Origin of the sequence: Lewinella sp. JB7, from assembly GCF_024297185.1 — a bacterium.
In the GTDB taxonomy this organism is placed as follows: domain Bacteria; phylum Bacteroidota; class Bacteroidia; order Chitinophagales; family Saprospiraceae; genus Neolewinella.
In genome coordinates, this window is sequence record NZ_JANCTD010000005.1 from 244,862 (window position 1) to 270,856 (window position 25,995).

Sequence of the window (25,995 nt, forward strand, 5' to 3'; positions counted from 1 at the left end):
TGATATCGGCGGCGGCCGGGTGGGTGCGCCCGGACCCGCTAAACCCTACAGCGCAGGACACTGCCCTAGCGGCAAAGCGGTAAGTTTATGCACCATGCTACGTATTCTTCCCCTACTGCTGAGCTGCCTTGCCGTATGTGAGCTCGTCGCTCAGGCACCCGACCGACCCAACATCATCTTCATCCTCACCGACGATCAGCGGTTCGATGCGCTGGGGTATGCCGGAAACCCACTGGCCGTAACCCCGGAAATGGATCGGTTGGCAGACCACGGAACATACTTCCGCAACGCACTCGTTACTACTCCGATCTGCGCGGCCAGTCGGGCCAGTATCCTGACCGGTCTGCACGAACGCACCCACCGCTTCAATTTTCAGACCGGCGACGTGCCCGTCACGTATATGGATCACGCTTACCCGGCTGTCCTACGGCGCGCCGGCTACCGCACCGGTTTCTACGGTAAGTACGGCATCCGCTACGCCGGCGCCGATCGTCTCTTTGACGAGTACGAGCTGTACGACCGCGACAACGCTTATCCCGATCGCCGGGGCTACTACTTCAAAACAGTTGAAGACGACACCGTACACCTCACCCGCTACACCGGGCAGCAGGCCCTGGACTTCGTGGAACGCCACGCCGACGACGATCGGCCGTTTTGCCTATCGCTCAGCTTCAGCGCCCCCCACGCCCACGACCCCGCCGAAGATCAGTACTTCTGGCAGGCCGAATCGGACACTCTCCTGCAATCGGTCACCGTGCCCGCTCCCGCGCTCGCCGCCCCGGAGTACTTTGCCGCCCTGCCCCCGGCCGTCCGGGAGGGCTTTAACCGCCTCCGGTGGACTTGGCGTTATGACACCCCCGCAAAGTACCAGCACAGCGTAAAGGGATACTACCGCATGATCGCCGACATCGACCGGGAGATCGGCAAGCTGCGGCAAAAACTGGCCGAGCGGGGCCTGGACAAAAACACCGTAATCATCGTCATGGGCGACAACGGCTACTTCCTCGGGGAACGCCAACTCGCCGGCAAGTGGCTGATGTACGATAACTCCATCCGGGTACCCCTCATCGTGTACGATCCCCGCACCCCCGAACACCACGACAGTGAAGAACTGGCCCTGAACGTCGACGTGCCCGCCACCATCCTCGAACTGGCCAACGTGTCCCCACCCGCCGGTTACCAGGGGCGAAGCCTACTGCCGATCATCGCGGGCAAGACCCCGACGCTAGGACGGGATACGGTGCTGATCGAACACCTGTGGGACTTCGTGTCCATCCCTCCCAGTGAGGGCGTGCGCACCCGGGACTGGAAGTACTTCCGCTACGTGAACGACCGGTCGATCGAGGAGCTCTACCACCTGGCGGACGACCCCCGGGAGGAGCGGAATCTGGCCAATGATCCCGCCTACGCCGGACAATTACGGGCACTGCGCCGGTCCTGCAACGAACTCATCGACCGGTATTCCGACGAAGCTTCCCGGGGCCCCTACGACCTGTCGGTCGAGTACCTCCGCCAACCGGCGGGCCTGAAGCTGCACGATCCGACACCGGAATTCGCTTGGGTGGTACCCGACAGTGCCGTGCGGCAGCGGGGATACCAGGTGCTGGTCGCCTCCTCCGCCGCTGAACTGGCGAACAACCGGGGTGACGTGTGGGACAGCGGCCCCGTACGGAGCGCCGCATCCATCAATGTCGAGTACGGGGGCACCCCGTTGGTTGCCGGACAAACCTATCACTGGAAAGTACGCATCTGGGACCACCTGAACCGCCTGACCCGCTACTCCCAACCCCAGTCCTTCAGCGGCCCGGCCCGGGATACGCTGCCACTCACGACGCCCAATCACTTCGCGGTAGACCGCATCGCCCCCGTCGAAGTGCGGACGACGAAAGACGGATACTTCGCTGACTTCGGCCGGGATGCCTTCGCCAATCTCGAACTCACCTACACCGCCCGCCGTCCCCGTACGCTGACGGTGCGCCTGGGGGAAATGCTAAAGGAGGGTAGGGTCGACCCCGCGCCGGGAGGGACCATCCGGTACCGGGAAGTGGAGTTGCCGGTACGGGCGGGCACCCACACCTACGCTCTTTCCCTGCCGCCCGACGCGCGGAATACGAAAGACGTCGCCGTCCAGTTGCCCGATTCCTTTCCCGTACTGCTGCCCTTCCGCTACGCGGAGATCGACGGGGTCGAGGATGGCGGATTGGTGAGCGTCACCCAGCTGGCCTACCGGGGATACTGGGAAGATGCCCGCAGCACCTTCGCGAGCAGCGACTCCATCCTCGACCGGGTTTGGGACCTCTGTAAGTACACGATTAAGGCTACGACCTTTGCCGGTCTCTACGTCGACGGTGACCGCGAGCGCATTCCGTACGAGGCCGACGCCTACCTCAACCAGTTGAGCCACTACACCACCGATCGGGAATACGCCATCGCCCGCAGCACGATCGAATACTTCATGGAGCACCCGACCTGGCCCACCGAGTGGCAGTTGCACGTCGCGCTGATGTTCCACGCCGACTATATGTACACGGGCAATACCGAACTGATCGAGCGCTACTACGACCGGCTGAAGTACAAGACCCTGGTCGGATTGATCGGGGAGGACCACCTCGTCAGTTCCGCCCGCGTCACGCCCGGATACATGAAACTTCTCGGGTTTGCGAACCCCGACGAGAGCCTCCGCGACATCGTCGACTGGCCCCCCGCCCAGAAGGACACCGGCTGGAAACTGGCCACCGCGGAGGGTGAACGCGACGGCTTCGTCTTCCGGCCCAACAACACCGTCATCAATGCCCTCTTCTTCCGCAATATGGAGATCATGGCGGAATTCGCGGGGGTGCTCGGGCGACCGGAAGAACAGGCGGAGTTCGAGCTCCGTGCGCTGCAGGCCCGGCGGGCCATAAACGAAAAGCTGTTCGACCGGGAACGCGGAGTATACGTCGACGGGGAGGGCACGGACCACGCCTCCGTCCACGCCAACATGTTCCCGCTCGCGTTCGGATTGGTGCCGGACGAATACGTACGCTCCGTAGGGGAGCACATCCGCAGTAGAGGCATGGCCGCCAGTGTGTACGGGGCTCAGTACCTGCTCGAGGCCCTCTACCGGGCGGGAATGGCCGACTATGCCCTGGAAATGATGACCTCCACGAGCGACCGCAGTTGGTACAATATGATCCGGAGTGGCTCCACCATGACCATGGAGGCCTGGGACCTGAAGTACAAACCGAATCTTGACCTCAACCACGCCTGGGGTGCCGTGCCGGCCAACATCATTCCGCGTCACCTTTGGGGTATTCAACCTGCCGTCGCGGGGTACGGGGTGGCCCGTATACGTCCGCAGTTAGGCAGCCTGGACCGGAGCGAGATCACGGTGCCGACGCTGCGCGGACCGATCCGGGCCACCTTCGTCCGGCACGGAGCGCGCCGACAGTCGTACGAAATCACCATTCCGGCCAGTATGGTCGCTCGCTTTGAAATGGAACAACAAGATGATTTTGCCGTCACGCTCAACGGCCGGTCCGTAAATCCGGGCTTCGGGAGCATCCGTTTGGAACCCGGCATTAACCGGATCGAACTTCTGATCCAGTCTTTCTAGACGGCCGAACGACTGGCGCGTCCCCTGCCACGGCGACGACCGCTCGGTGCGGATTGATCCTTCCACCGTTTACTGGGAACGAGGGGAGTAGGGTAGTTCGCCCCGAGCCGCAGCCCGTGAGCTGAACGATCCGCCTCGTCCAGGGTGTCGGGCTGGTGCACGTACTCCACGGGCAGCTCCCGCAACTCCGGACACCACAGCTTGACGTAAGCCCCTTCGGGGTCGTAGCGCTCGGCCTGGTTGAGGATATTGAAGTAGCGGTTGTCGCGGGGGTCGGACCCGACGCCGGCGACGTAGTTCCAGTTGCACCAGTTGCTTGTAACGTCGTAGTCGATGAGCATGTGTTCGAAGTACTCGGCCCCGAGGCGCCAGTCCAGTTCCAGATCCTTCACGAGGTAGCTGGCGACGTTCTGTCGTCCGCGGTTGCTCATAAAACCGGTACGGGCGATCTCCCGCATATTGGCGTCGATGAAGGGAGTGCCGGTCTGTCCGTCGATCCACCGCTGCAGCAAGTCGGGGTTCTTTTTCCAGTCCGGGTGGTCGGTCGACTCCGAAAAGCCGTACTTCTGAAAGATGCGGTCGCCGTGTTTCTTACCCATGAGGCGGAAGAAGTCGCGCCAGAGGAGTTCGTAGATGACCCAGTAGGTACTGTCGTTGGCTCCGTTCTTGGCTTCGTAGGCCCGCACTTCCGCGTAGATCCTCTTGGGGCTAAGGCAACCCTGGGCAAGCCAGGCGGAGAACTTCGTGCTGTAGTCGCCGCCGATCAACCCGTTGCGGGTTTCCTTGTAGGTGGCGATGGCGTGGCTGTCGAATAAGTAATAGGCCAGTCGGTCGAAACCGCTCGTTTCGCCCCCGTGCCAGTCGATGGCCGAGCGCTCGTCGGCGGGCGGGGGGAGCACGCCGAAGTCAGCCAGTTGCGGAAGCTCTCCGGGATCGATGCCCGCGCCCTCGACCATGGGGAGGGAACCGGGGGCGGGCAGGGGATCGCGCACCGGGGTGAGCCGTTCGGTTTCCTTGCGAAACTGGGTGAAGCCGTCGGGAGTCTGCGTAATGGGGAAGGGAAGGTCGGAGGTGTAATAGAGCAATTTGCCCCGCGAATAATACACCTCCCGGCCGATGGCCCAGAGATTTTGCTCGACGGCATTCTGCACGCGGAGCTCCTCGGACGTCCGCTCGCGGTTACAGAATACCCAGCTGCCCTGACACTGCTTCGACAGTTCGGGCAGAATATCCTCGGGGTGGCCGGTACGAATGATCAGGTCTCCCCCCCGGCGGCGTAGGTTATCGCGCAGGTCGGCCACGCTCTCCAGGATGAAGCGGGCGCGGTGGGGGCCGATCTTCGGCAGGCCGGTCAGGGGGAGGGTGCCCCGCCATTCGCGGGGATCGAAAATGTAGACCGGCAGCACTTCGTCGCCGTGTTTCATGGCGTCGGTGAGTGCCTCGTTGTCGTGGAGCCGCAGGTCTCGTCTAAACCATACAATTGCCGCTCGCTTACCCATTTTCGTCGTGTTGGTTCCTGGTAAACTAACCGGGAGGGGTGGGGATGGTTGCGGTATTCCACGCTTCATTTGACGGCTTTACAAGCCCGTGATATTCCGTGTGCGGCGGGTGCGCGGGAGCCGGCCGAGGGTGGAAAAAGCAAACGCCAATGGTGGTAACCCGGCTTATCTCCACGGGATGCGTACCCTACTTCTTTGCTTTTTCGTGGTGCTTTGCTCCTGCGTCCGCGCCCGACCTGCACCCGTGACGCGGTGGCGGCGGTCGCCTGGACCCTGCGGAACATCGCGGACTACGGGGGCGACCCCCGGCGGATCTACGTGAGCGGTCATTCGGCGGGCGGCTACCTGACCAGTATGGTCGGCCTGGACACGACGTACCTGGGGGAATTCGGCCTGCACCCCGACAGCCTGGCCGGGCTCATTCCCTTTAGCGGACACACCATTACGCACTTTACGCCGCGGCAGGAGCGGGGCTTGCAATGGAATGATATCGTCGTGGATCGCTACGCCCCTATCCAGCACCTGCGGCCCGGGGCGCCGCCGCTGCTGCTTATCACCGGCGACCGGGAGCGGGAACTCTTCGGGCGGTATGAGGAGAATGCCTACTTCTGGCGCATGCTGCGGCTGTCGGGACAGGAGCGGACGTGGCTCTACGAACTGGAGGGCTTCGACCACGGAAATATGGTGGTGCCGGCGACGCTGCTGACGCTCGATTTCGTGCGCGGGAGGCTGCCCTAGTCGCGATCGCCCTCTTCCACGGGCAACTCCCGGGCGGCGGGCGTGGGTTCGTGGGACGTTTCCGAGGGGCTCATCTCCAGGCGCGTCTTGGGCAGGTGCTCGGGGTAGTTTTCCTGAATCCAGCCGATGAGGTGTTCGCGGATGGCGCACCGCAGGTTGAAGGTCTGTCCGGAATCCCCGGCGCTGGCAATGATCCGCACGGTGATCACGTCGGCGTTGTTGTCGGTGACGGCGACGCCGAAGACCTGCTTGTCCCAGAGTTCCTGGGTTTCGACGAAGCGCTGGGCCTCCTCCCGGAGTTTGGCAACCGGGAAGGTGTAGTCGACGTACATGAAGACGCTGCCGATGAGTTGGGTGGTACTGCGCGTCCAGTTCTGGAAGGAATCGTCGATAAATTTATTGAGGGGGACGATGAGGCGGCGCTGGTCCCAGATCTTGAGGGTCACGTAGGTGAGGGTGATCTCCTCCACGCGCCCGAATTCCCCGTCGACGATCAGGGCGTCGTCGATGCGGATCGGCTGGGTGAAGGCGATCTGGAAGCCGGCCAGGAGGTTGGCGATCGACTTCTGGGCCGCGAAGCCGATGATGATGCCGCCGACCCCCGCCGAGGTGAGCAGTCCCGTGCCGATGCTCCGTACGGCGTCGAACTGCAGCAGGATGAAGGCCACCGTAACGGTGAAGATGACGATGCCGACGATGCGCTGGATGTACTGCAGCTGGGTGAGGATCTTGCGTTCCTGCAGGTTGTTCTGCTCGTCGATGCTGTAGCGGTGCCGCACCGTATCGGCGGCTACGTTGACGATGCGGATGAGCAGGAGGGCACCGGCGATGTAAAGGATTGTCCGGGCGATCAGCACCAGGGGTTGTACGTACCAGGGATTATCCAGGTTACCGTCCGCGTCGTACACCAGCAGGCTGTTCCAGAACAGGACGATCAGGATGAAGGAAAGGAACCAGAAGAAGGCGTTACGGGAATTTTTCCGGATGGCGTCGAGGGTGTAGCTATCCGTGCGCCGGGCCCAGCCACCGACCACGGCGAAGAGGGTCAGGGTGACCAGGGTGGCGATCAGCAGGGCAACGCCGGCGAAGATGGCCATCTGAAGGTATGTCGGGGTATTGGCTACCAGTTCGGTTAGTTCTTCCATAAAGTTTGGGGGACTAAGTCAAAGAACGGGTAACGGGTGGGGCCGCAGCGGGTTCGCTTACTCCGTGTCCGGCGGCGGCAGAACGTGCAGGTGGACGACCTCGATGCGGGTATTGCTCACCTCGAGCATCCGGAAGTTGAAACCCTCCAGCTCCAGGCTTTCGTCCTGTTCGGGTACCCGTTCGGCGGTGGTGACGATGAAGCCGGACAGGGTCTGGTAGTCCCCTTCCGGGAGGCCGAGACCGTACTTCTCGTTGAGGTAGCTGATCTCAAGGCGGCCGCTGAAGCGGTAGTATCCGTTGCCCTCGTCGATCTCTACGTAGTCGTCTTCGTCGTACTCGTCCTCGATCTCCCCGAAGATCTCCTCCAGCAGGTCTTCCATCGTGACGACTCCCGCGATCCCGCCGAACTCATCGACTACGCAGGCTATGCTGAGCTGTTCCTTGACGGCCATGTCCAGGATGTCGGCCACCCGGGCAACCTCGGGGATAAAGGTGAGTTCGAGGATGCAGTCGCGGATCGTCTGGGGGAACTCCAGCAGTTGCTGGTGGTGTACGTAGCCCAGCACGTTGTCCATATCACCGTCTACGATGATGAGACGGCTCAGGTGGGTGTCGATAAATTTTTGTTCCAGTTCCTCGACCGTAGCGGATACGTCGATGCTCTCGATTTCCGTACGCGGCACCATGCAATCGCGAATCCGGACGTCCCCCAGGTTCAGGGCGTTGCCGAACAGTTTGGTGTCGATGGCCGCTTCCTGCTCTTCGGAGGTCTGGCTGCGGTTGATGAAGTTCTCCAGGTCGAGGCGCGTGAGGACGGTGTCGAGTTCCTCGCTGGGCCGTTTGAAGAACAGGCGCAGCAGCCAGTCGCTCGTCGTGGTCATGATGATGCTCGGGATCCACAGCAGTGCCTGGAGGAACCGCAGGGGGAGGGCCCAGAAGTACAGCGCGTTGTCGGAATACATCCGGAATACCGTCTTGGGTACGTACTCCCCGAAGATCAGGACGATAATGGTGATGAGCAGGGTGTTGACGAGGAGCACGACGATCTCCGTTTCGATGCCCAGGTAGGTGTTCACGACGATCGTGAGGGGCACGGTCATGAGCGAGGTGAAGGCCACCAAAGCGATATTGTTGCCGACGAGCATGGTGCTCAGGAACTGGGCCGGGCGCTCGAACCAGCGCGTAAGGATGCGGCTGCGGGTATTGTTGCGCTTCTTCTTAAGTTCGACGCGCAGCTTGTTGGCCGAAACGTAGGCGATTTCCGAACCACTGAACAGGGCGGAAAGCAGCAGGCAGCTAATGATGGCAATCGCCAGGCTCATGGGTTGAATTTACGGTTCTCCACCGAAGTCGATCTCCGTGTTGTCGCCGATGTTGAGGCTATGGCGCATGCCCCCGATGCTGGCGTCGTTGCCGACCACCGACTTGCGGAGCACGATGTCGTAGATGCGGGCGTAATCCCCGATGATGGAATCCGAGACGATGGCGTTGACCATTTTAGTGTTGGCACCTACCGTAACGTGCGGCCCCACGATGGAGTTGCTGATGTCGCAATCATCGCCGATGTGGACGGGGTGAATGATGATGGCGTTGTCGTAGGGCGGCGGGTCGTCGGTGGCGAATCCGGGGCGGTCCAGAAAAATGGCGTTGGTCTGCAGCAGCACTTCGCGGCGGCCGCAGTCGAACCAGTTGTCGACCCGGATGGCCCGCAGTTCCACGCCCCACTCCAGCATCCGGGCCAGGGCGTCGGTAAGGGGATACTCGCCGATGCTGCGGATCTTGTGTTCCAGGTTGTGGGCACAGGCCTCGATGAAGAGTTGTACTTCCCGGATCTTGTAGCACCCCACCATGGCGAGATTCGATTTGGGAATGATGGGCTTCTCCACGAGTGCGCGAATATTGCCCTCCCGGTCCTGCTCCACCACGCCGAACTGCCGCGGATCTTCGACGGTCTTCACGCCCAGGCAGGTCACCTCCGATTTCACGAATTCGCTGAGGTCCGCATCGATGATGGCATCACCGAAGAAGATGATGATTTCCCCGGCATCCGCGTAGTGATCGCGGGCCAGCCAGATCGCGTGAGCCGAGCCCATGCGCTCCTCCTGATTGACGAAGACGGTATTCAACTGCGGATACACCCGCTCGATGTACTCCCGAATCTTCTCCCCGAGGTAGCCGATGATGAATACGAAATCAGTCACGCCCAACGCGATCAACTGATCGACGATGAAGCTGATGATGGGTTTTCCGGCCACCGGAATCAGTGGCTTTGGCTGAGTGTAGGTCAGGGGTCGCAGACGCATGCCCGCCCCGGCAACGGGGATGATGGCTTTCATGGCGGCAAGTTAGTGTATTAGACGCTCACCGCGTTCACGGGCACATTCGCGCAAGGCGTGTGCGGGGCGGCGGTTAGATCTCGCCCTTCAGTTTTTTGTGGACGACCTCCATCTTGGAATTTACCTGCAGCTTGCGGTAGATGTTCTTGATGTGGTCGCGCACGGTTTCGATGCTGATGTCGAGGCGTTCGCCGATCTCGCGGTAGCTGAGGTTGTCGACGAGGCCCTGCACGATGTCGAGCTGGCGGCTGGTGAGTTGATCGGCGGCCGAAACGCTGCTTTTTTTCCGTTGCTGATTGTGAAAGGCCACTACCTGGCGGGCGATGCTGGGACTCATGTAACTACCGCCCCGGTTGACGGTATGCACGGCGTCGCGGATGATGGTCGGGTTGACCCGTCGCTTGGAAATGTAGCCCACCGCTCCGGCCTGTAGCGCGCGGAAGATGTTGTCGCTCTCGTCACTGTTCGTGAGCATGATGATGTCCATTTCCGGCCACCGTTCCAGGAGACGGGGGATACCCGCGATGCCGTTCATACCCGGAAGCATGATGTCGAGCAGTAGGGTATTGAGGCGACTATTGGTGGGTACCCGGCTCAGGAAGTCCTCGACGCTCGTGGCCGCGTGGATCACGGTCACGTCGCGGTTCGCTTCAAAGCACTCCTCGATGCTGGCCAACATGATCGGCTCGTCTTCAATAATTCCCAGGTTTATCATATCGCTTATTTTTCAGGAGAATCCTCGCCCGCTCGACGCTTACGGTAGGCCACTGCTCCACGGTACACGATCAGGCAGAACAACAGGACGCCGAGACCAAGGTAAAGATAACTCAGTTGGCCCACCTTACCGAAGATTACGGTGAATACGATACTCACCAGAAAGAATGTGGGCACTTCATTCCACAGCCGTAGCTTCCACGGAGATAGTGGCCGTTCCCCCCGCTGCATGGGGTGCATGATCCGGTATTTAGTGTACAACTGATAAACGACCATACCCACCACGAGGAATACCTTCAGCGCCAACCACCCGGGTGTGCCGGTAACGAAATACGCCGGATTGAGCGCGACCATCAGCAGGCCCCCGGCCCAGGTAATCATCATGGCCGGAATGGTGATGATGCGGTACACCCGATCTTCCATACCGACGTACTCTTCCCGCAGGATACGGGCCCTCAGGGCGCCGTCGGGAAGCCCGGAAGCGGCTACCCGGTCCGTCTCGGCGTGATTGACGAGCAGTCTGCCCAGAAAGAACAAGCCGGCAAACCAGCTGATGAAGCCCACCACGTGGAGAGCCTTGGCGAAGAGGATGAGCATAGTTTAGTCGGGAGCTTGCGGAGGCCAAACGACAAGCGAACACGCGGAGGGCCGATCTGTTTCGGAAGTCGGGAACGGTCGGACGGGATTTGTGGCGGACCCGGCTCCCGCGGCCCCGCAACCGCCAAATGGTGTGTACGCCTATGGTTCACGATCATTTAATGTGAAAAATGCGTGCCCCAACACCAGTCTCGACCCCGCACGCGTTAATTTTGCGTCCTCCCGGAAGCGTTTACACTTACTACACCTATATGCTATGAAATTCGACCAAATCTGCGGCAGGCTGTTCGTTATCCTTCTCCTGATCGCCCTCCTGTATTCGTAAGTCCGGTTTTCCCGGTGACCCATTACCTTAGCCGGCGGTAAACCCCTCTTGATGACCCGCCTGTCTACCCTGTCCATTGTAATTCCCGCCTACAATGAGGCACGGACCATTCATCTGATCCTCGATCGGGTACGCCAGGTAGAGCTGCCCGCCGGCATCCGCAAGGAAATCATCATCGTCAACGATTGTTCGACCGACGATACGGAAGCATCCATCCAGAACTACCAACGGGGCCACCCCACCTTCAATATTCAGTACCACCGGCATCCGGTCAACCGCGGTAAGGGAGCCGCCCTCCACACCGGCATCGCCCGGGCTACCGGAGAGTACCTGATCATTCAGGACGCGGATCTGGAGTACGACCCCCGCGAATACAACGAACTGCTCCAGCCCGTACTGGACGGCTTCGCCGATGTCGTGTACGGAAGCCGGTTCCAGGGCAGTAAGCCCCACCGTATTCTATTCTTCTGGCATACGATCGGAAATAAGTTCCTCACCACCCTGAGCAACGCCTTCAACAATCTTAACCTGACGGACATGGAAACCTGCTACAAGCTCTTCCGCACCGACATGGTACAGTCTCTTTCCCTACAAGAACAACGCTTCGGCTTCGAACCGGAGGTCACGGCCAAGATCAGCCGCATCCCTAAGGTGCGCATCTACGAAGTAGGCATCAGTTACTACGGACGCACCTACGAGGAAGGCAAAAAGATCGGTTGGCGCGACGGCGTACGGGCTATCTACTGCATCGTCAAGTACGGGGTAGGATGAGTGGAGGGGAGGAGGATTGGACTAGGGGACGACATCCAATCCTCCTACCTTCTACTCCTCGATTTCGAACAGCGCCTCATCGAGGTCGCCGTTGACGCTCAGTTCGGTGACTTTCAGCTCAATCGGGAAGGGAGCCATGCCTTCGAGGGTGAACGTACGGGGGAATTTGATGCCCTCCGTGACCTGGTAATCGCCGTACTTCTGCGTGATCGTCTGGGGTCCCTGCTGGCGGATGGTCTGCAGTTTCAGTTTGGAGTCGGCGTCGTAGTACTCGCGGACGGTGCCGGCGGGGGTTTCCGCGACGAGCACGAGGGCCCGCTTACCGTCCACCATCTCACTGCCCTCGATGCTCAGCTTATCGGGCGTTTCGAGGTAACCGGCTTCCTGAAAGATCACGGCCTGCTGGCCCATGGCGGTGACGGCTTCGTCCGGTAGGGGTACTTTTTGTCCCTGCTGAATCATCATGGCCTTGCCCTTGTTGTACCGTTGATCGGCCATGGTCATGCCCATCATATTCATCTGGCTGCTCATACGGCCGTCGTTGGTGGTGACGACCTGCTGACTGATCGTCTGACCCTGTACGTCGCCCTCCATTTTGATGGTTACGCTCCGCAGCGCCATGGCTGCTTCCTTTCCCCCGATGGCTTCGAAGTACCCGTTGAGAAGATCTTCCGGCGTAAGATCGGTGGGGGCGGAAAGGCTGGCCATATCGACCGGCATACCGTTGACGTCGTAGTAATCGACCTCCCCGCTGGTCGCGAACCGGGCCAGCTTCTCGGCGACTGCCTTGTCACCTACGACGATGATGTTGGTGTTTTTCGGGTCGACGATGTCACGGGCCACTTCGCTGATGTCGTTCACGCTGGAATTCTCCACGACCTTGAGGTAGTCGGGGTAGAAATCACGGTCGAGACCGTAGCGGGCGGTATTGAGGGCATAGGAGGCGATACGCTGGGGGCTCTCCAGGGCGCGACCGAAGGAGCCGGCAATTTGCATTTTGGCGTCCGCCAGTTCTTTCTCGGTAATTGGCGTGGAGGCGATCCGGTCGAGTTCCAGCATGAACTGGGTTACGGCGGAATCCGTCACCTCGTTCCGCACGTTGGCGTAGGCCCGGAAATTTCCGACCAGGGGATCGTCGCTGGTGCTGGAATACGCTCCGTAGGTATAGCCCTTGTCTTCCCGCAGATTGGCGAAAAGCCGTCCGTTGAAACCGCTGCCCAGTACGATATTCAGCAGGTTAGCCCGGATGGACTCCTTCGTTCCCGGCTTCAGTTTGATGGGCTGGGAGACGATGACGTTGGACTGTACGGCGCCGGGGCGGGGTACGAAGGTCACCCTCACCCCCTCCGGGCGCTGGGGGGTGGGAAACTCCGGTACGGCTACCTCCCTGCGCTGCCATGCGGAGAAATGCGTGTTGGCGAACCGCCGCGCCTCGTCGGGAGTGATATCGCCCACCATGACCAGGTAGCTGCGGTTGGGGACGAAGTAGGTGTCGTATACCGATTTGACCACTCCGAGATCGATGTTGGCCAGGGATTCCTCGGTCATCAGTTCGCCGTAGGGATGGTTTATACCGTAGGTTACGGCCTGGCTGACCCGGCTGGCGATGGCATCGGGAGTGGTGAGTTGCTGGGCCAGCGCGGCCTTGGTGTCTTCCTTGACTTTGCTGAACTCGGTCTCGGGGAAGCGAGCATTCAGCACCACGTCGGCCATCAGTGCGATGACGTCCTCCTTGTACTTACTGATTGTGGAGGCGTAGGCCCCGGAACCACTGGTGCTGAGGGTGGCACCGATGAAGTCGATCGCCTCGTCGATCTCTTCCTTCGACCGGTCGGCGGTGGCCCGGCGCAGCATACTCCCGAGAAGTTGCTGGGCGCCGGCATACTCGCGCTCCAGATGGGGAGGCACGTCAACGTAAAGCTGGTAACTCACCCGCGGAAGTTTGTGGTTCTCGATGACTACGACTTCGAGCCCGTTGTCGAGGGTGAAATCCTCGAAGTCCCCCAGGCTGATCTCCGGGGCGGGACCCGGTTCGGGCGCCGTAGCGCGGAAATCATTCCGCGGCTTAATGGTATCGGAAGCGGGGGGCGGGGCCGCGGGAGCCTGATATCCGGAAGCAGCCATGAGGGTCTGGCCGCTACCCGTGAAGCACAGAACGAACAGCAGCGTAGTGAGGGTAAGGTATATGCGTTGCATGGTATATTTTTTGGGAGATCTACTTGCTATCCGGCTGGGGGAGCCAGTACAGGACGATGCGGTTTTCGGGGGTGTAGTATTCCTGGGCTACGCGACGGATGTCTTCCTTGGTTACGTCCGTGTAGCGTTGCACTTCGGTGTTGATCAGATCGGCATCTCCGAGGAACATCTCGTAGTTGGCCAGACTTTCGGCGATTCCGGCTACGCTGCCGTAGCCGGAGATGGCATCGGCCTCGATCTGGTTGCGGAGTTTCTGAAACTCCCGGTCGCTGATCAGTTCGGTCTGCAGCTTACCTACTTCCGTGTCGAAGGCCTGCTCGACGGGACGCAGGTCGGTGGTCCCGGGGCGGGTGAAGGCGTAAGCGATGGCAAGCCCGGGATCCTGACTGGAGGCCGGGAAGCTTCCCGCCTGTACAGCAAGCTCTTTTTCGTCGACGAGTACCTTATTCAGACGGCTGCTTTGCCCCTGGCTCAAAACCTGGTTCATCATACTGATGGCATAGTAATCGGGGTGGGAGCGGGCCACGGTGCGGTAGCCGATGATGAGGGCGGCCAGGGGCACGTTGTCGTACACGGTATCCCGGACTTCCCCGCCGAGGGGCTTCTCCTCGATCTCGATCCGGGGGGGCTCGGGGCCCCGGGGGATGTCGGCAAAGTATTTTTCGATCAGCGCCTTGGTTTCCTCTACGTCGATGTCTCCGGCGATGCTCAGAATGGCATTATTGGGTACGTAGTACGTCTGGTAGAAGCGTTGAAAGTCGGCTTCTTCGGCGTTATTGAGATCCTCCATGTAGCCGATATTCGGGTCCTTGTAGGGATGCTCCTTGAAGGCGCGCTGGTAGAGTTCCAGGGTGATGGTGCCGTAGGGTTGGTTGTCGTAGCGTTGTCGCCGTTCCTCCTTGACGACTTCGCGTTGGGTTTCGACCCCGACCGTTTCGACCCGGGCGTGGAGCAAGCGTTCGCTTTCGATCCACAGGCCGAGGGCCAGTTGGTTGCTCGGCAGGATCTCGTAGTAGTAGGTGCGGTCGTTGCTGGTATTAGCGTTGAGGGCTCCGCCGGCAGACTGTACGTAGTCGTCGATCTCGCCCCGCTTCAGGTTTTCGCTACCCTCGAACAACAGGTGCTCGAAGAAGTGGGCGAATCCCGTACGGCCCTCGAAGCTGTCCTTGCCCCCCACCTCGTACATGATCGATACGGCCACGATCGGAGTCGTATTATCCTGGTGCAGAATGACCTTCAGGCCGTTGTCGAGGGTGTACTTCTCGAATTCAATGGAGGGTGACTGAGCCACGGCCGCGACCGACAGTCCGAGGAGCAGGAGCGGCAACAGTAACCGCCGTTTCGGGGAGTGCATAAGCAGATGATTTTTTCCGGTAAACGGAAAACATCTAGCATCGTTTGCGAACCGGGCTTATTTAGCGCATTTCTACAGGGCGCCCACGTCCTTACGGCGGCGTTCCAGCTCCTGCTGAATGATGCACCGTAGCCGTTTGCTCCGATCGTGGCAGCTGAACCGGCCCCGCACGTAAACGGTGGCACTGATGAGCACGACGGCCAGGAATGCCAGGGCGGCCAGCGTGCCGTAAACCAGTGGATGCCACCCCAGCAGGCCGGCCGCGCAGGCCGCGAAGAGCATGGCCGGAATGCACACCCCCAGCCGGAAAATGGTGCGGCGCAGCTCCCGTAGTCGCATGGATTCGATGCGCAGGCGGCGCAGCAGATGGTGCAGTTCGTGGGTGGCATACGCGGCCGCTCCTCCGGTAAGGATCAGGAGAAAGTCGTCGTTACCCGCGCGTTCCAGGCGGTTGATTTGTCGGTTCCAGAAGCGGTTGGCCATGTCAGCCCTAAAAATATAGCCCGCAGACCGGGCCGCAAAGGATTGCGAGAAATTTGTCGTACACCGTCCGGACTCGCCCGTTCATCACCACGATCCACTAACCGGTAAATATCAAACATACTTGGAAATCATAAAACAAATTGTAATATTTGCGGCTGCCCCACCACTTAATTAGAGAAAATGACCGCAGAACTGGCTCGTTCGGCCCTAAAGAAATTCTTTGGCTACGATGATTTCCGGCCCCAGCAGCTGGACATCGTCGAGCACGTATTCGCCGGGAACGACGGCATCGTGCTCATGCCCACGGGCGGCGGGAAGTCGATGTGCTTCCAGATTCCGGCGGTAACCATGCCGGGTACGGCCGTGGTGGTCAGCCCCCTCATCTCGTTGATGAAGGATCAGGTGGACGGACTGCGCGCCGTAGGTATCCGGGCGGCCTACCTCAACAGCAGCCAGCGGGGAGAAGAAAGCCACGGCGTGGAGCAGGCCTACGAAAACGGCGAACTTCACCTGCTGTACGTGAGTCCCGAAAAGCTGCTGTCTCCCGGGTTCTTCACTTTTTTGAAGCGACGGCGCGTTTGCCTTTTCGCCATCGACGAGGCGCACTGCATTTCGGCCTGGGGCCACGACTTTCGGCCGGAATACACCATGCTGCGTCAACTCAAGTCAGCCTTTCCCGCGGTCCCCGTACTCGCGCTGACCGCCACGGCCGACCGACTCACCCGCAAGGATATGGCCGAGCAGTTGGGTATACCCGACGCCCGCCAGTTCGTCGCTTCCTTCAATCGGCCTAACCTCAGCCTGGAGGTCCGCCCCGGACAAAAGCGGCGGGAACAGATCGTCCGCTTTATCCGCGAACGGCCCGGGCAGGCCGGCATCGTGTACTGCCTCAGTCGTAAACAGACCGAACAGCTGGCCGATAAACTCCGCGAATCCGGCTACAACGCGGAGGCCTACCACGCCGGGCTCAGTCCGGACCGTCGGGGCAAGGTGCAGTCGGATTTCATCAACGACAAGACCCTGATCGTATGCGCTACGATCGCTTTCGGTATGGGCATCGACAAGAGCAACGTACGCTGGGTCATCCACTACACCATGCCCAAGAACCTGGAGAACTACTACCAGGAAATCGGGCGGGCGGGCCGCGACGGCAGCAAATCGGATACCCTGCTCTTTTATTCCTACAACGATTACACCACCCTGAAGGACATGATCTCGGGCGGGGGTAATGCCGATATTCAGCTGGCGAAACTGGACCGGATGAAGGAGTACGCCGAAAGTCTGGCTTGCCGTCGGCGTATCCTACTCAATTACTTCAGCGAAGATCACAGCGACGACTGCGGCAATTGCGACGTGTGCGCTAATCCCCCCCAGCGTTTCGACGGAACGGTGCTCGCCCAGAAGGCCCTCAGCGCCGTGGCCCGTCTGCGGCAGTCGGTGGGCATCACGACCGCCATCGACGTGCTGCGGGGCTCGTCCAAGCAGGACATTCTGAAGAACGGCTACGATCGGGTGAAGACCTACGGCGCCGGCCGCGATATGTCTTCCTACGACTGGACGCAGTACTTCGGTCAACTCATCAGTCTGGGCTACCTCTACGTAGCACACGAAGACTACAACAAGCTCCGGCTGGCCCCGGCCGCCCGCCGGGTCCTGTACGACGGGGAAAAGGTGGAACTGGTGAAATTCCAGACCATCCGCGACCGCAAGCAGCAGGAGCAGAGCAAGACGGCCAAGCGCGCCGCCGCGCCCCGCAGCCGCGGCTCTCTCTTCGAAACGCTCCGGGAAGTCCGCCGGGAGCTTGCCCGCGAAGCGGCCATCCCTCCCTACCTCATCTTTTCCGACAAGACCCTCGAGGAGATGGCCGCCGCCGCCCCGACCACCGAACTCGCCATGGCCCGCATCAGTGGGGTGGGGGAGGTGAAACTGGCCCGCTTCGGCGCCCACTTTATACAGGCCATTCGGAACTTCAGCGATGAGTCCGTCTCCGCGACGGCGACGGCCGCGAGTGGGGAACCGGACGACACGCCCACTCACCTGCTCACCTACCGGCGCTACTTGAAGGGGGAGTCCGTCCGGGACATCGCGCGGGATCGCGGGCTCCAGGTCACGACTACCTACGGCCATCTGGCCAGAGCCTACCGGGAGGGGCACGATCTGGAGATCGAAGACCTCATTCCCGGCCAGACCATCGACTGGGTGGACGAGGCGGTGCGAGCTCTGCCTGACGATCAGGGCAGAAAGGCCATCCTGGCGTACATTGCCGAGCATCACCAGGACGGAATCGTTAAGTATCACCACCTGGATCTCGTTGAGGCTTACCGCACCCGCCATCCCCTAATCACTGCGTCATGAGCGATCACCCTGAATACCTCTTCGTATATGGTACCCTGCGCAGCGATATCCCGTCGAGCATGAGCAAATTCCTGCGCCGGCGGGCCGCGCTGATCGGAAAGGCTACCGTTTCCGGTCACCTCATCGACCTCGGCGATTATCCTGGCTTCATCCGGGGCGGCGGCTCGACGAAGGGTGAGCTGTACAGGATCAGTCCCGATCGGGCCGGAGAAACCTGGGAGCTGCTGGATGCCTACGAAGGTGTATCGGGGCTGTCTTCGGAAGATTACCACCGGGTTACCGTTGATGCTCAGGTAGCGGGCGGCGGCCACTTTCGGGCGCACACTTACGAGTACCAGCAGCCGCACCGGGATAAGCCGGTGATTCCTAACGGAGACTACCCCCCATTCTACCGGCAGAATTCCGCCCACCGAAAATTTACCGGCAACGACTGATGCGTATCCTGCACACCGCAGACTGGCACCTGGGCCACCGCCTGTACAACCGTGACCGGACCCCGGAACACCGGGCCGCCCTGGAGTGGCTGCTCCGGACCATCGACGAAGAACGCATCGACCTACTCGTGGTGGCGGGCGACGTATTCGACGTCACCAACCCCTCGAATCAGGCCAGGGAACTCTACTACGAGTTCCTCGCTCGCCTGATCCGGACGTCCTGCACCTCGGCCGTAATCGTTGGCGGCAATCACGATTCCGCTTCCCAACTCGATGCACCCCGGGAGTTGCTGCGCCATCTGCAGCTGCACGTCATAGGTGCGGCGACGACCGAGGCATCGGCACGCGTCATCCCCATTCGCTGCGGGGAGGAGGAACTGCTGGTGGCCGCCGTGCCCTACCTCCGGGAGCGGGACTTGCGCACGTCTACGTTCGGGGAAAGTCACGAAGACCGGTTACGGGGACTGCGCAACGGTATAGATCTGCATTTCCAGTCGATTGCCCGGGCCGCCTGCGCTTACCGGGGAAACAAGGATATCCCCATTATTGCTACCGGCCACCTATTCGTCGCGGGCGCCAGCGACGACGAGGAGAAGAAGTCCTATATCTACCAGGCCGATACGAGCAACATCGATGCCGGGCAGTTCCCGGAATGCTTCGACTACGTCGCCCTCGGTCACGTTCACCGGGCCCAACACGTCGGGGATCACCAGCACATCCGCTATGCCGGTAGCCTGGTTCCCCTCACCTTCGTAGAGGGGCAGGCCGCCCGTAGCGTACGCATCGTAGATCTCGGCAAAGCCGGACAACCGGTGACCAGTCGCAAGATCAATCTGCCCGGGAGCCGGACCCTGCTGCGCCTTCACGGGGAACTGCCGGACGTGCTCGATAAACTACGCGCCGCCGCCGCCGCCACGCCCCCGGAGGACGATCTGACTCCCTGGGCCGAGGTGCGGGTCCGCACCGATAAAGTCATTCCCAACTTGCGGGATAAATTGATGCAGGCCATCCAGGACGGACAGCAGGACCCCCGGGCAAAGCCCGTCATTGAACTGCTGCGCATTAGTCGGGAACGGCTCACCGCACCGCCGACGTCCGTGCGGGAGTCGGTGAAACAACTGGACGAACTCGAGCCCGATCAGGTGTTCCGGCAACTGTGCACTTCCCGGGGGCAGGACGATGCAACCGTCCAGTCCTTCCTGGCCGACTTCCGCGAGCTGCGCAGCTGGGTAAGTGAAGAGGGCCGCGCGACATGAGGATTCTGCGCATCGGCATTCACAACCTGAATTCGCTCCGGGGCAAGCACGAGCTTGACTTTACCGAATCCCCCCTGGCGGATAACCCCCTGTACGCCATCGTGGGGCCGACCGGAGCGGGCAAAACCACCATCCTGGACGCCATAACGCTTGCCCTGTACGGACAGACGGAACGCAACAAGGCAACGACCGAAGCCAATCGGGAAGTGAGTACGGTCATGACGCACGGTACCGCCCACTGCAGAGCCGAGGTCGAATTCGAAACCACGGACGGTCGCTACCGCAGCGTGTGGCGCCGGCGCCGGGCGCACAAGAAGGTGGGCAGAGACCTGCAGCCCAGCGAACGGGAAATCAGCCGGTTCAATCCCCAGAGTGGCAGTTTTGATATTCTGGCCACCAAAAAGCGGGAAGTGGACCGGTTAACGGAGGAGATCGTGGGCCTCAACTTCGAACGGTTCGTGCGGTCGGTGATGCTGACCCAGGGCGCCTTTGATCGTTTTCTGAAATCCACCAGCGGGGAAAAGGCCGAGATACTCGAGCAGATCACGGGGACCGACGTGTACAAGGAACTCAGCGAAGCGGCCTTTCGCCGTCACAAACTGGCCCGCGAAGCCTACGAGCGGGTAAAGGAGTCGATCAGCCAACGAATGCCCCTGGAGGCGGGAGCCCGCGCGGCCCTGGAAGCCGAACTGGAGGAAGGAAGTAAGCACATCATCGCGTGGACGAACGAGGTTGCCCGCTGGACCGGACTCCGGGAGCGTTACCTGACCGTCGATAAGTTAACCCACCAATTGCGGCAAGTCCGGGAAGATGGTCGATCGCTGGAAGCAAGCTGGCGGGACCTTGCCGACGACCGTCGCCGCTTAGCGGAAAACGACCGCTTAGAACCCTGCCGGGCCGATCTGTTCCTGGAACAAAAACTCGCCGAAGAAAGTCGGGAAGTAGGTGAATCGCTGGTCACCGCGGAGCGGATGGCGGAAGAACATCAGCGGGCCCTGGAACGGTCCGCCCAGGCTAGGCGGGAAGCCCGGGAGAGACAGCGAGCCAACGAGGAGGGCCAGGCCGAAGAGGACCAGATCATCCAACGCGCCGAAGCGGTGGAGCAATCGCTGGCCGGCCTCCACCAGGAGGGTCAGCGCCTTGCCGCCGAACTTTCATCGCACCTGCGTACCCGCGAAAAACTTCTCGCGCAGCTGCGGGCCATCGACCTCGAACTCCAAGACTTGGCGCGTGAACTCGACGGCGCCCGGCCCGCCGACATCGAAGAGAACCTGCGGCGACTGGAAGAAACGATTCCCCGCCACGAACGTGAACTTGCGGCCGTCGAAGCCGCGATACGGTACCGCCAACTCGAAGCGCGTATTGCCGCCGAGCGGACCAGAGCTACCACGATTCAGGAAGAATTGACGGCCGTCCGTCAGCGTTTGGCCGAACACCGGGAACGGGTGGACGCGGCCACCCAACTGGTAGAAATGCAAAAGCTGCGGGTAGAAAATGCCAGTCTGCGTGCCCAGGTGGCCGATCACCGCCATGCACTGCGGGCGGATCAACCCTGCCCCCTCTGTGGATCCTGCCACCATCCCTACCGGGAGCAGCATACCCCGGCCCCGGAAAATGAGCTCACGGAGGCGACCAACCAGCTGACCCGACTCCAAAATGAGCTCACCCGCCACGACAACGCCCTCGGGGTAAGCCTGCAGGAGGAGCGGGCCGCCGAACGACAACACGATAGGGTTGCTACTCTGCTCGCCGAACTCAGTAGCCAGCTAGGGGAGGAAGAGCCCAACGATTCGCTGGAGGGACTCCTGGCCGATGAATCCGTGATCCGGGCTGAACTCGAACGCGGACGGGCCGAACTGACCCGACTACGGAAGATACGGACCCGTCTCCCCGAACTGCGCGGCAAGGAAGTGCAGCGCGCGGAGACGGATAAGAAACGCACGGAAGTGGATGCCGCCATAACCACTCTGGAAGCGCAGGTCGCGCACACCGACCGGCAGCTCCGGGAGCAAACGACGGCGCTCAGACAGCTCATCGGGGAACGATCGGTGCGGGAATACCGCCGGTACGTAGCTGAGCGGTCGGAGCGTTTGCAAAAGGAAGTGACACGACTGCAGGCGGAGGAGCAGCGGTGCACCACCGCCGCCGCATCCGTCAACGAACGGGTAACCGTACTCCGGGAGCGACGGTCGAATCTGGACCGTGAAATCACGAAAGTCAAGCAGCGGCTGGAGCAGAGCCTGGCGGACTCGGATCACACCACCACGACCGCCCGTGCCGTCTTGCTGGATCCTGCCCGCGTGACTCACCTGCGACAGCAGCTTCGGGAGGCCGACCGCAAACGGCAGGCCGCGGATGCCATGCTCCAACGGGTTACCGAGGAGCACGCTCAGGCCACCCAGGCATTGCTGGAAGTGCCGCCCCGGGCGGAGGTGGAAGAAAGCCTGCAGGCCGCGGATCGCCAACTAGGGGAAACGCAACGGCAAATGGGCGCCGTTGGGGTACTCATCCGGCAGGACGATGCCCTGATCCGGGAGTCGGCAACGCTCACCGCCGAGCTGGCTGTCCTGGAGCGGGAGCGCGATCGTTGGGGCCGGATGAACGAACTGATCGGATCGGCCGACGGAAAGAAATTTCGCAGCTTCGCCCAGGGGATCACGCTGCAGCGGCTCGTCGAGATCGGCAATCATCATCTGGAGACGATCAACCCCCGCTACCGCATGCAGTACGCGCCGCCGCCCCCGGGGGGGAAGGAGGAACTGGAGATCGAGATCGTGGATACCTATATGAACGATAACCGGCGCACCATGTCTACCCTCAGTGGCGGAGAGACCTTTCTCGTCAGCCTGGCGCTGGCCCTGGGGCTGTCCGACCTGGCCAGCGGTAAACGCCTGATCCAGTCGCTGTTCATCGACGAAGGCTTCGGCACCCTCGACGGCAAGACGCTCGACCAGGCGATGGTGACCCTGGAGCAGTTGCAGGCGCAGGGGAAATCGATCGGCATCATCAGCCACGTGCAGCAACTGCGGGAGCGGGTGCACTGCCAGATCCGCCTCGAACCCGTGGGCGACGGGTTTAGTCGTATCGAGCTAGCCAACTGAGCACCGCTTCCCGGAAGGCGTCGGGTGCTTCGGCAAAGGCGACGTGGCCGACGCCCGGCAGGGAAAGAAAAGTACCGTTGCCCAGTCTCTCCGCGTAGGCGCGTTGGTGATCGTAGGGAATGATCGGATCCCGGTCCCCGGCGATCACCAGGACCGGCAGGTGAATGTCGTCGATCTCGTCCATCAGATTCATCTCGAGCAGGTAGCGGAACAGCGCCCGCTGGCCGGCCACCGGATGGTGGCGTACGTCCGGGAAGATCATACGCAGGGTAGGGTCGAGGTAGGGGTACCGCAACAGCTGCCGCCACCGGCGGGCGTAAAAGAGGGTGGCCAGTTTGAGGAAAACGACGTGCCGCTGCATCAGCCACCAACTGCCGTGGAAAACGGCCTTGCGGAGTACGTGGCCGCGGGCAAAAAACTGCAATACGCCCTCCAATCCGCGGGCCCGGCCGGTCATAAAACCGCCGATGCTGATGATCGAGGCAACCCGCTCGGGGTACTTCGCCGCGTAGTTGAGGCAGGCAAATCCGCCCAGGGAGTAGCCGACCAGGTGAAATTTGCCGTGAGGGATGAGACTGTCGATCGGTCGGGCCACCAGCTCGGCGAAAATTTCCTCGTTCAGGCTGTCGGCCGTAAATTCTCCGGCGTAAGTACTGGGGTGGTGGAGGGGCAGACTGATCGAGAACCATTCCCGCTGCCGGCGGATCTCGGCGTACATGGCCGGCTCCCAGAAATGCAGGCTGGCCGTGAGTCCGTGAATCCAGACGACGGGGAGACGGTCGGCCCCGGGATTGCGATAGGCGAGGCTGGCAATGCGGTGGCGAGCGTGGGTCGTGAAAGAAAGGCTTGGTGCTGACATGGCCATCTGGCGAACGAAATTGCCGGCCGGGCGGTTAGTTCTGCACGGCGGGCCTTTAATAAGCGGCCGCAAGGTAGGTCAATGCTGACGTACCTTTATTTTCATCACCAAAACCAAGCACACATGCAGGTTATCATCAATAAATCCTCCGAGCTCACCGATACGACCAAGAACGTCATCAACGAGAAGGTAAATAAGCTCGAAACCTACTACGACCGCATCGAGCGGGCCGAGGTATTCGTGAAGGAGGACGACGGCAGCACCACCAACGGCCACACCGTCGAAATTCGCCTGGCCATCCCCGGCAATGATCTGTTCGCTACCCACACCGACGAGAGCATCGAGCGCGCCACGGCGGAAGTCACCGAAGCCCTGCGCCGGCAAATCAAGAAGCACAAGGAGAAGATCACTTCTCACTAACATAGCTCGACACTGGAGCATCCTGCGGAAGGTCCCGGCGTACGCGGCGGGGCCTTCCGCGTTTTTGGCGGGAACGCGGGAGCAAGCACTGCCGCAAAACCTGTAATATTGCCGCAAACCCGGTTCACATGTCCGACGCTCTCCGCGAAACAAACTTCACCTTCGACCCCCCGGCGGAATGCTACCGCGGCAAGGTCCGCGACGTGTACCGCCGCGGCAATGAACTGCTGATGGTCGCGAGCGACCGCATCTCCTCCTTCGACCACGTGCTCCCGCGTGCCATTCAGCATAAGGGACAGATCCTGAATCAGATCGCGGCCCACTTTCTCCACGCCACCCGCGACATCTGTCCGAACTGGCTGGAGAGCAATCCCGACCCCAACGTGGCCGTCGGAAAGGCCTGTACGCCCATTCCGGTGGAGATGGTGATCAGGGGTTACCTCGTCGGGCACGGATGGCGGGAGTATTCGGCCGGTCGCCGCTCCCTCTGTGGCGTAGCCATGCCCGAGGGCATGCGGGAAGCCGACGCCTTCCCCGAGCCCATCATCACCCCCGCCACGAAGGCCGAGGAGGGGCACGACGAAGACATCAGCCGCGACGATATCCTCGCACGGGGCATCGTCGCGCCGGAAGTGTACGCCCGGCTGGAGGACTACACCCGTCGCCTCTTCGCGCGGGGCACCGCCATGGCCGCCGAGCGGGGGCTTATCCTCGTAGACACCAAGTACGAGTTCGGTCTGCTCGACGGTGAAGTGTACCTGATCGACGAGATTCATACCCCCGACAGCAGCCGCTACTTTTACGCCGAGGGATACGCCGAGCGGCAGCGCGCGGGAGAACACCAGAAGCAACTGAGCAAGGAGTTCGTAAGGGAGTGGCTTATGGCCCACGGTTTCCGCGGACTGGACGGACAGATCATGCCCGATATGCCCGATGATTTCGTCGAAAGCGTCACCCTACGCTACACCGAGCTCTACGAGCACATCACCGGTAAAACCTTCGAACCCGCCGATACCACCGACATCCCTCGACGGATCGCCGATAACCTGCGCCGAACCGCCTGGAAAGTGGCGGAATAACCCACCCAATCTTACCACCTCTCTCATCCCGCCCATGAAACTCATTTGCATCGGCCGCAATTACGCTGCTCACGCCGCCGAACTCGGCAACGCCCGCCCGGAACAGCCCATCGTGTTCATGAAACCCGGTTCCGCCGTACTCGCCAACAACAAGCCCTTTTATTACCCCGATTTCAGCCAGGACATTCACTACGAACTGGAGGTTGTCGTAAAGATCGGCAAGAATGGTCGTCACGTACAGCCCCCCTTCGCCCTGGACTACGTGGAGTCCATCGGTCTCGGGCTCGACCTGACGGCCCGCGACCTGCAGCAACAGTGCAAGGAGAAAGGCCATCCCTGGGAGATCGCCAAGGCCTTCGACCACTCCGCGCCGCTTTCCGCCGAATTCGTGGCTCCCGCTGACCTGCCCGACCTGAACGACGTGGAATTCAGCCTGGAAAAGAATGGCGAGGAAGTGCAACACGGGCACAGCCGGAATATGATCTTTTCGCTGACGGAACTCATCTGCTACGTCAGCCAGTACTTCCGGCTGCAGAAGGGCGATCTGCTCTTCACCGGTACTCCGGAGGGCGTAGGCGCGCTGGCCGTTGATGACGAACTGGTGGGCCACCTCTGGACGAAGGAAGGCAAACGGGAGTTGTTGCGCACGCGGGTTAAGTAGGGAATAATTCGTCGGAAAAAAATTGATCAGCGGGAGGAACTAAGCCTATGGCCGTGTGTTTACTCTCCGAAGGTCG

20 protein-coding genes are annotated in these 25,995 nt (G+C 61.1%); 10 read left to right on the plus strand and 10 right to left on the minus strand.

All coding sequences use genetic code 11. The features are described 5' to 3' along the window. The first annotated feature begins 94 nt into the window (after positions 1-94). A complete protein-coding gene (locus NMA52_RS11055) occupies positions 95-3,595 on the plus strand; it encodes a sulfatase-like hydrolase/transferase (RefSeq protein ID WP_254827727.1) in 3,501 nt (1,166 codons plus the stop codon). Here the strand turns inward: NMA52_RS11055 and NMA52_RS11060 are convergent. Beyond that, on the minus strand, positions 3,592-5,094 hold the full coding sequence (locus NMA52_RS11060) for a DASH family cryptochrome (protein ID WP_254827728.1): 1,503 nt from the start codon (positions 5,092-5,094) through the stop codon (positions 3,592-3,594). The two genes, NMA52_RS11055 and NMA52_RS11060, sit on opposite strands and share 4 nt — an antisense overlap. Before the next feature lie 195 nt (positions 5,095-5,289). Here NMA52_RS11060 and NMA52_RS11065 point away from each other — a divergent pair, with 195 nt between their 5' ends. Beyond that, complete coding sequence (locus NMA52_RS11065) at positions 5,290-5,832, plus strand: alpha/beta hydrolase (protein ID WP_254827729.1); 543 nt, start codon at positions 5,290-5,292, stop codon at positions 5,830-5,832. Here NMA52_RS11065 and NMA52_RS11070 read toward each other — a convergent pair. From NMA52_RS11070 to NMA52_RS11090, 5 genes are all read right to left on the minus strand, one after another. Next, positions 5,829-6,977, minus strand: coding sequence for a mechanosensitive ion channel family protein (locus NMA52_RS11070; protein ID WP_254827730.1), 1,149 nt, complete (start codon positions 6,975-6,977; stop codon positions 5,829-5,831). The genes NMA52_RS11065 and NMA52_RS11070 overlap by 4 nt on opposite strands. A gap of 57 nt (positions 6,978-7,034) precedes the next feature. Then, positions 7,035-8,300, minus strand: a complete 1,266-nt coding sequence (locus NMA52_RS11075) for a hemolysin family protein (protein WP_254827731.1) — start codon at positions 8,298-8,300, stop codon at positions 7,035-7,037. Between the two features lie 9 nt (positions 8,301-8,309). After that, the gene (locus NMA52_RS11080) at positions 8,310-9,314 is read right to left on the minus strand and encodes a sugar phosphate nucleotidyltransferase (RefSeq protein WP_254827732.1); all 1,005 of its coding nucleotides are present in this window, start codon (positions 9,312-9,314) and stop codon (positions 8,310-8,312) included. A gap of 73 nt (positions 9,315-9,387) precedes the next feature. Next, positions 9,388-10,029 carry a response regulator transcription factor gene (locus NMA52_RS11085; protein WP_254827733.1) on the minus strand — a complete coding sequence of 214 codons (642 nt, stop codon included), beginning with the start codon at positions 10,027-10,029 and terminating at the stop codon, positions 9,388-9,390. A 5-nt stretch (positions 10,030-10,034) separates the two neighbouring features. Next, positions 10,035-10,625: a CopD family protein gene (locus NMA52_RS11090; protein ID WP_254827734.1), complete on the minus strand. Its 591-nt coding sequence runs from the start codon at positions 10,623-10,625 to the stop codon at positions 10,035-10,037. A gap of 376 nt (positions 10,626-11,001) precedes the next feature. Here NMA52_RS11090 and NMA52_RS11095 point away from each other — a divergent pair, with 376 nt between their 5' ends. Continuing rightward, a complete protein-coding gene (locus NMA52_RS11095) occupies positions 11,002-11,721 on the plus strand; it encodes a glycosyltransferase family 2 protein (RefSeq protein ID WP_254827735.1) in 720 nt (239 codons plus the stop codon). Between the two features lie 51 nt (positions 11,722-11,772). Here the strand turns inward: NMA52_RS11095 and NMA52_RS11100 are convergent, their stop codons facing one another. From NMA52_RS11100 to NMA52_RS11110, 3 genes are all read right to left on the minus strand, one after another. Beyond that, on the minus strand, positions 11,773-13,917 hold the full coding sequence (locus NMA52_RS11100; protein WP_254827736.1) for a pitrilysin family protein: 2,145 nt from the start codon (positions 13,915-13,917) through the stop codon (positions 11,773-11,775). 19 nt (positions 13,918-13,936) lie between these two features. Further along, positions 13,937-15,271 carry a pitrilysin family protein gene (locus tag NMA52_RS11105; RefSeq protein ID WP_254827737.1) on the minus strand — a complete coding sequence of 445 codons (1,335 nt, stop codon included), beginning with the start codon at positions 15,269-15,271 and terminating at the stop codon, positions 13,937-13,939. Positions 15,272-15,343: 72 nt separating this feature from the next. Beyond that, entirely contained in the window at positions 15,344-15,754 is a 411-nt protein-coding gene (locus NMA52_RS11110) for a hypothetical protein (RefSeq protein ID WP_254827738.1), read from the minus strand. 180 nt (positions 15,755-15,934) lie between these two features. Here NMA52_RS11110 and recQ point away from each other — a divergent pair, with 180 nt between their 5' ends. From recQ to NMA52_RS11130, 4 genes are read left to right on the plus strand one after another with little or no spacing between them, the layout of a single operon-like run. After that, positions 15,935-18,109, plus strand: coding sequence for a DNA helicase RecQ (gene recQ, locus NMA52_RS11115; protein WP_254827739.1), 2,175 nt, complete (start codon positions 15,935-15,937; stop codon positions 18,107-18,109). Further along, positions 18,106-18,543 (plus strand): gamma-glutamylcyclotransferase, encoded by a 438-nt coding sequence (locus tag NMA52_RS11120; protein WP_254827740.1) that lies wholly within the window; start codon positions 18,106-18,108, stop codon positions 18,541-18,543. Before recQ ends, NMA52_RS11120 begins: the two co-directional genes overlap by 4 nt. Further along, a complete protein-coding gene (locus NMA52_RS11125; RefSeq protein ID WP_254827741.1) occupies positions 18,543-19,799 on the plus strand; it encodes an exonuclease SbcCD subunit D C-terminal domain-containing protein in 1,257 nt (418 codons plus the stop codon). The genes NMA52_RS11120 and NMA52_RS11125 overlap by 1 nt, the downstream gene beginning before the upstream one ends. Then, positions 19,796-22,900 carry an AAA family ATPase gene (locus NMA52_RS11130; RefSeq protein WP_254827742.1) on the plus strand — a complete coding sequence of 1,035 codons (3,105 nt, stop codon included), beginning with the start codon at positions 19,796-19,798 and terminating at the stop codon, positions 22,898-22,900. The genes NMA52_RS11125 and NMA52_RS11130 overlap by 4 nt, the downstream gene beginning before the upstream one ends. Here the strand turns inward: NMA52_RS11130 and NMA52_RS11135 are convergent. Continuing rightward, entirely contained in the window at positions 22,875-23,759 is an 885-nt protein-coding gene (locus NMA52_RS11135) for an alpha/beta fold hydrolase (protein WP_254827743.1), read from the minus strand. The genes NMA52_RS11130 and NMA52_RS11135 overlap by 26 nt on opposite strands. Before the next feature lie 123 nt (positions 23,760-23,882). On the opposite strand from NMA52_RS11135, the gene hpf reads away from it, so the two are divergent. From hpf to NMA52_RS11150, 3 genes are all read left to right on the plus strand, one after another. After that, on the plus strand, positions 23,883-24,179 hold the full coding sequence (hpf, locus tag NMA52_RS11140; protein ID WP_254827744.1) for a ribosome hibernation-promoting factor, HPF/YfiA family: 297 nt from the start codon (positions 23,883-23,885) through the stop codon (positions 24,177-24,179). 128 nt (positions 24,180-24,307) lie between these two features. Next, a complete protein-coding gene (locus NMA52_RS11145) occupies positions 24,308-25,258 on the plus strand; it encodes a phosphoribosylaminoimidazolesuccinocarboxamide synthase (protein WP_254827745.1) in 951 nt (316 codons plus the stop codon). 34 nt (positions 25,259-25,292) lie between these two features. Beyond that, positions 25,293-25,919 (plus strand): fumarylacetoacetate hydrolase family protein, encoded by a 627-nt coding sequence (locus tag NMA52_RS11150; protein ID WP_254827746.1) that lies wholly within the window; start codon positions 25,293-25,295, stop codon positions 25,917-25,919. Positions 25,920-25,995 lie beyond the last annotated feature (76 nt).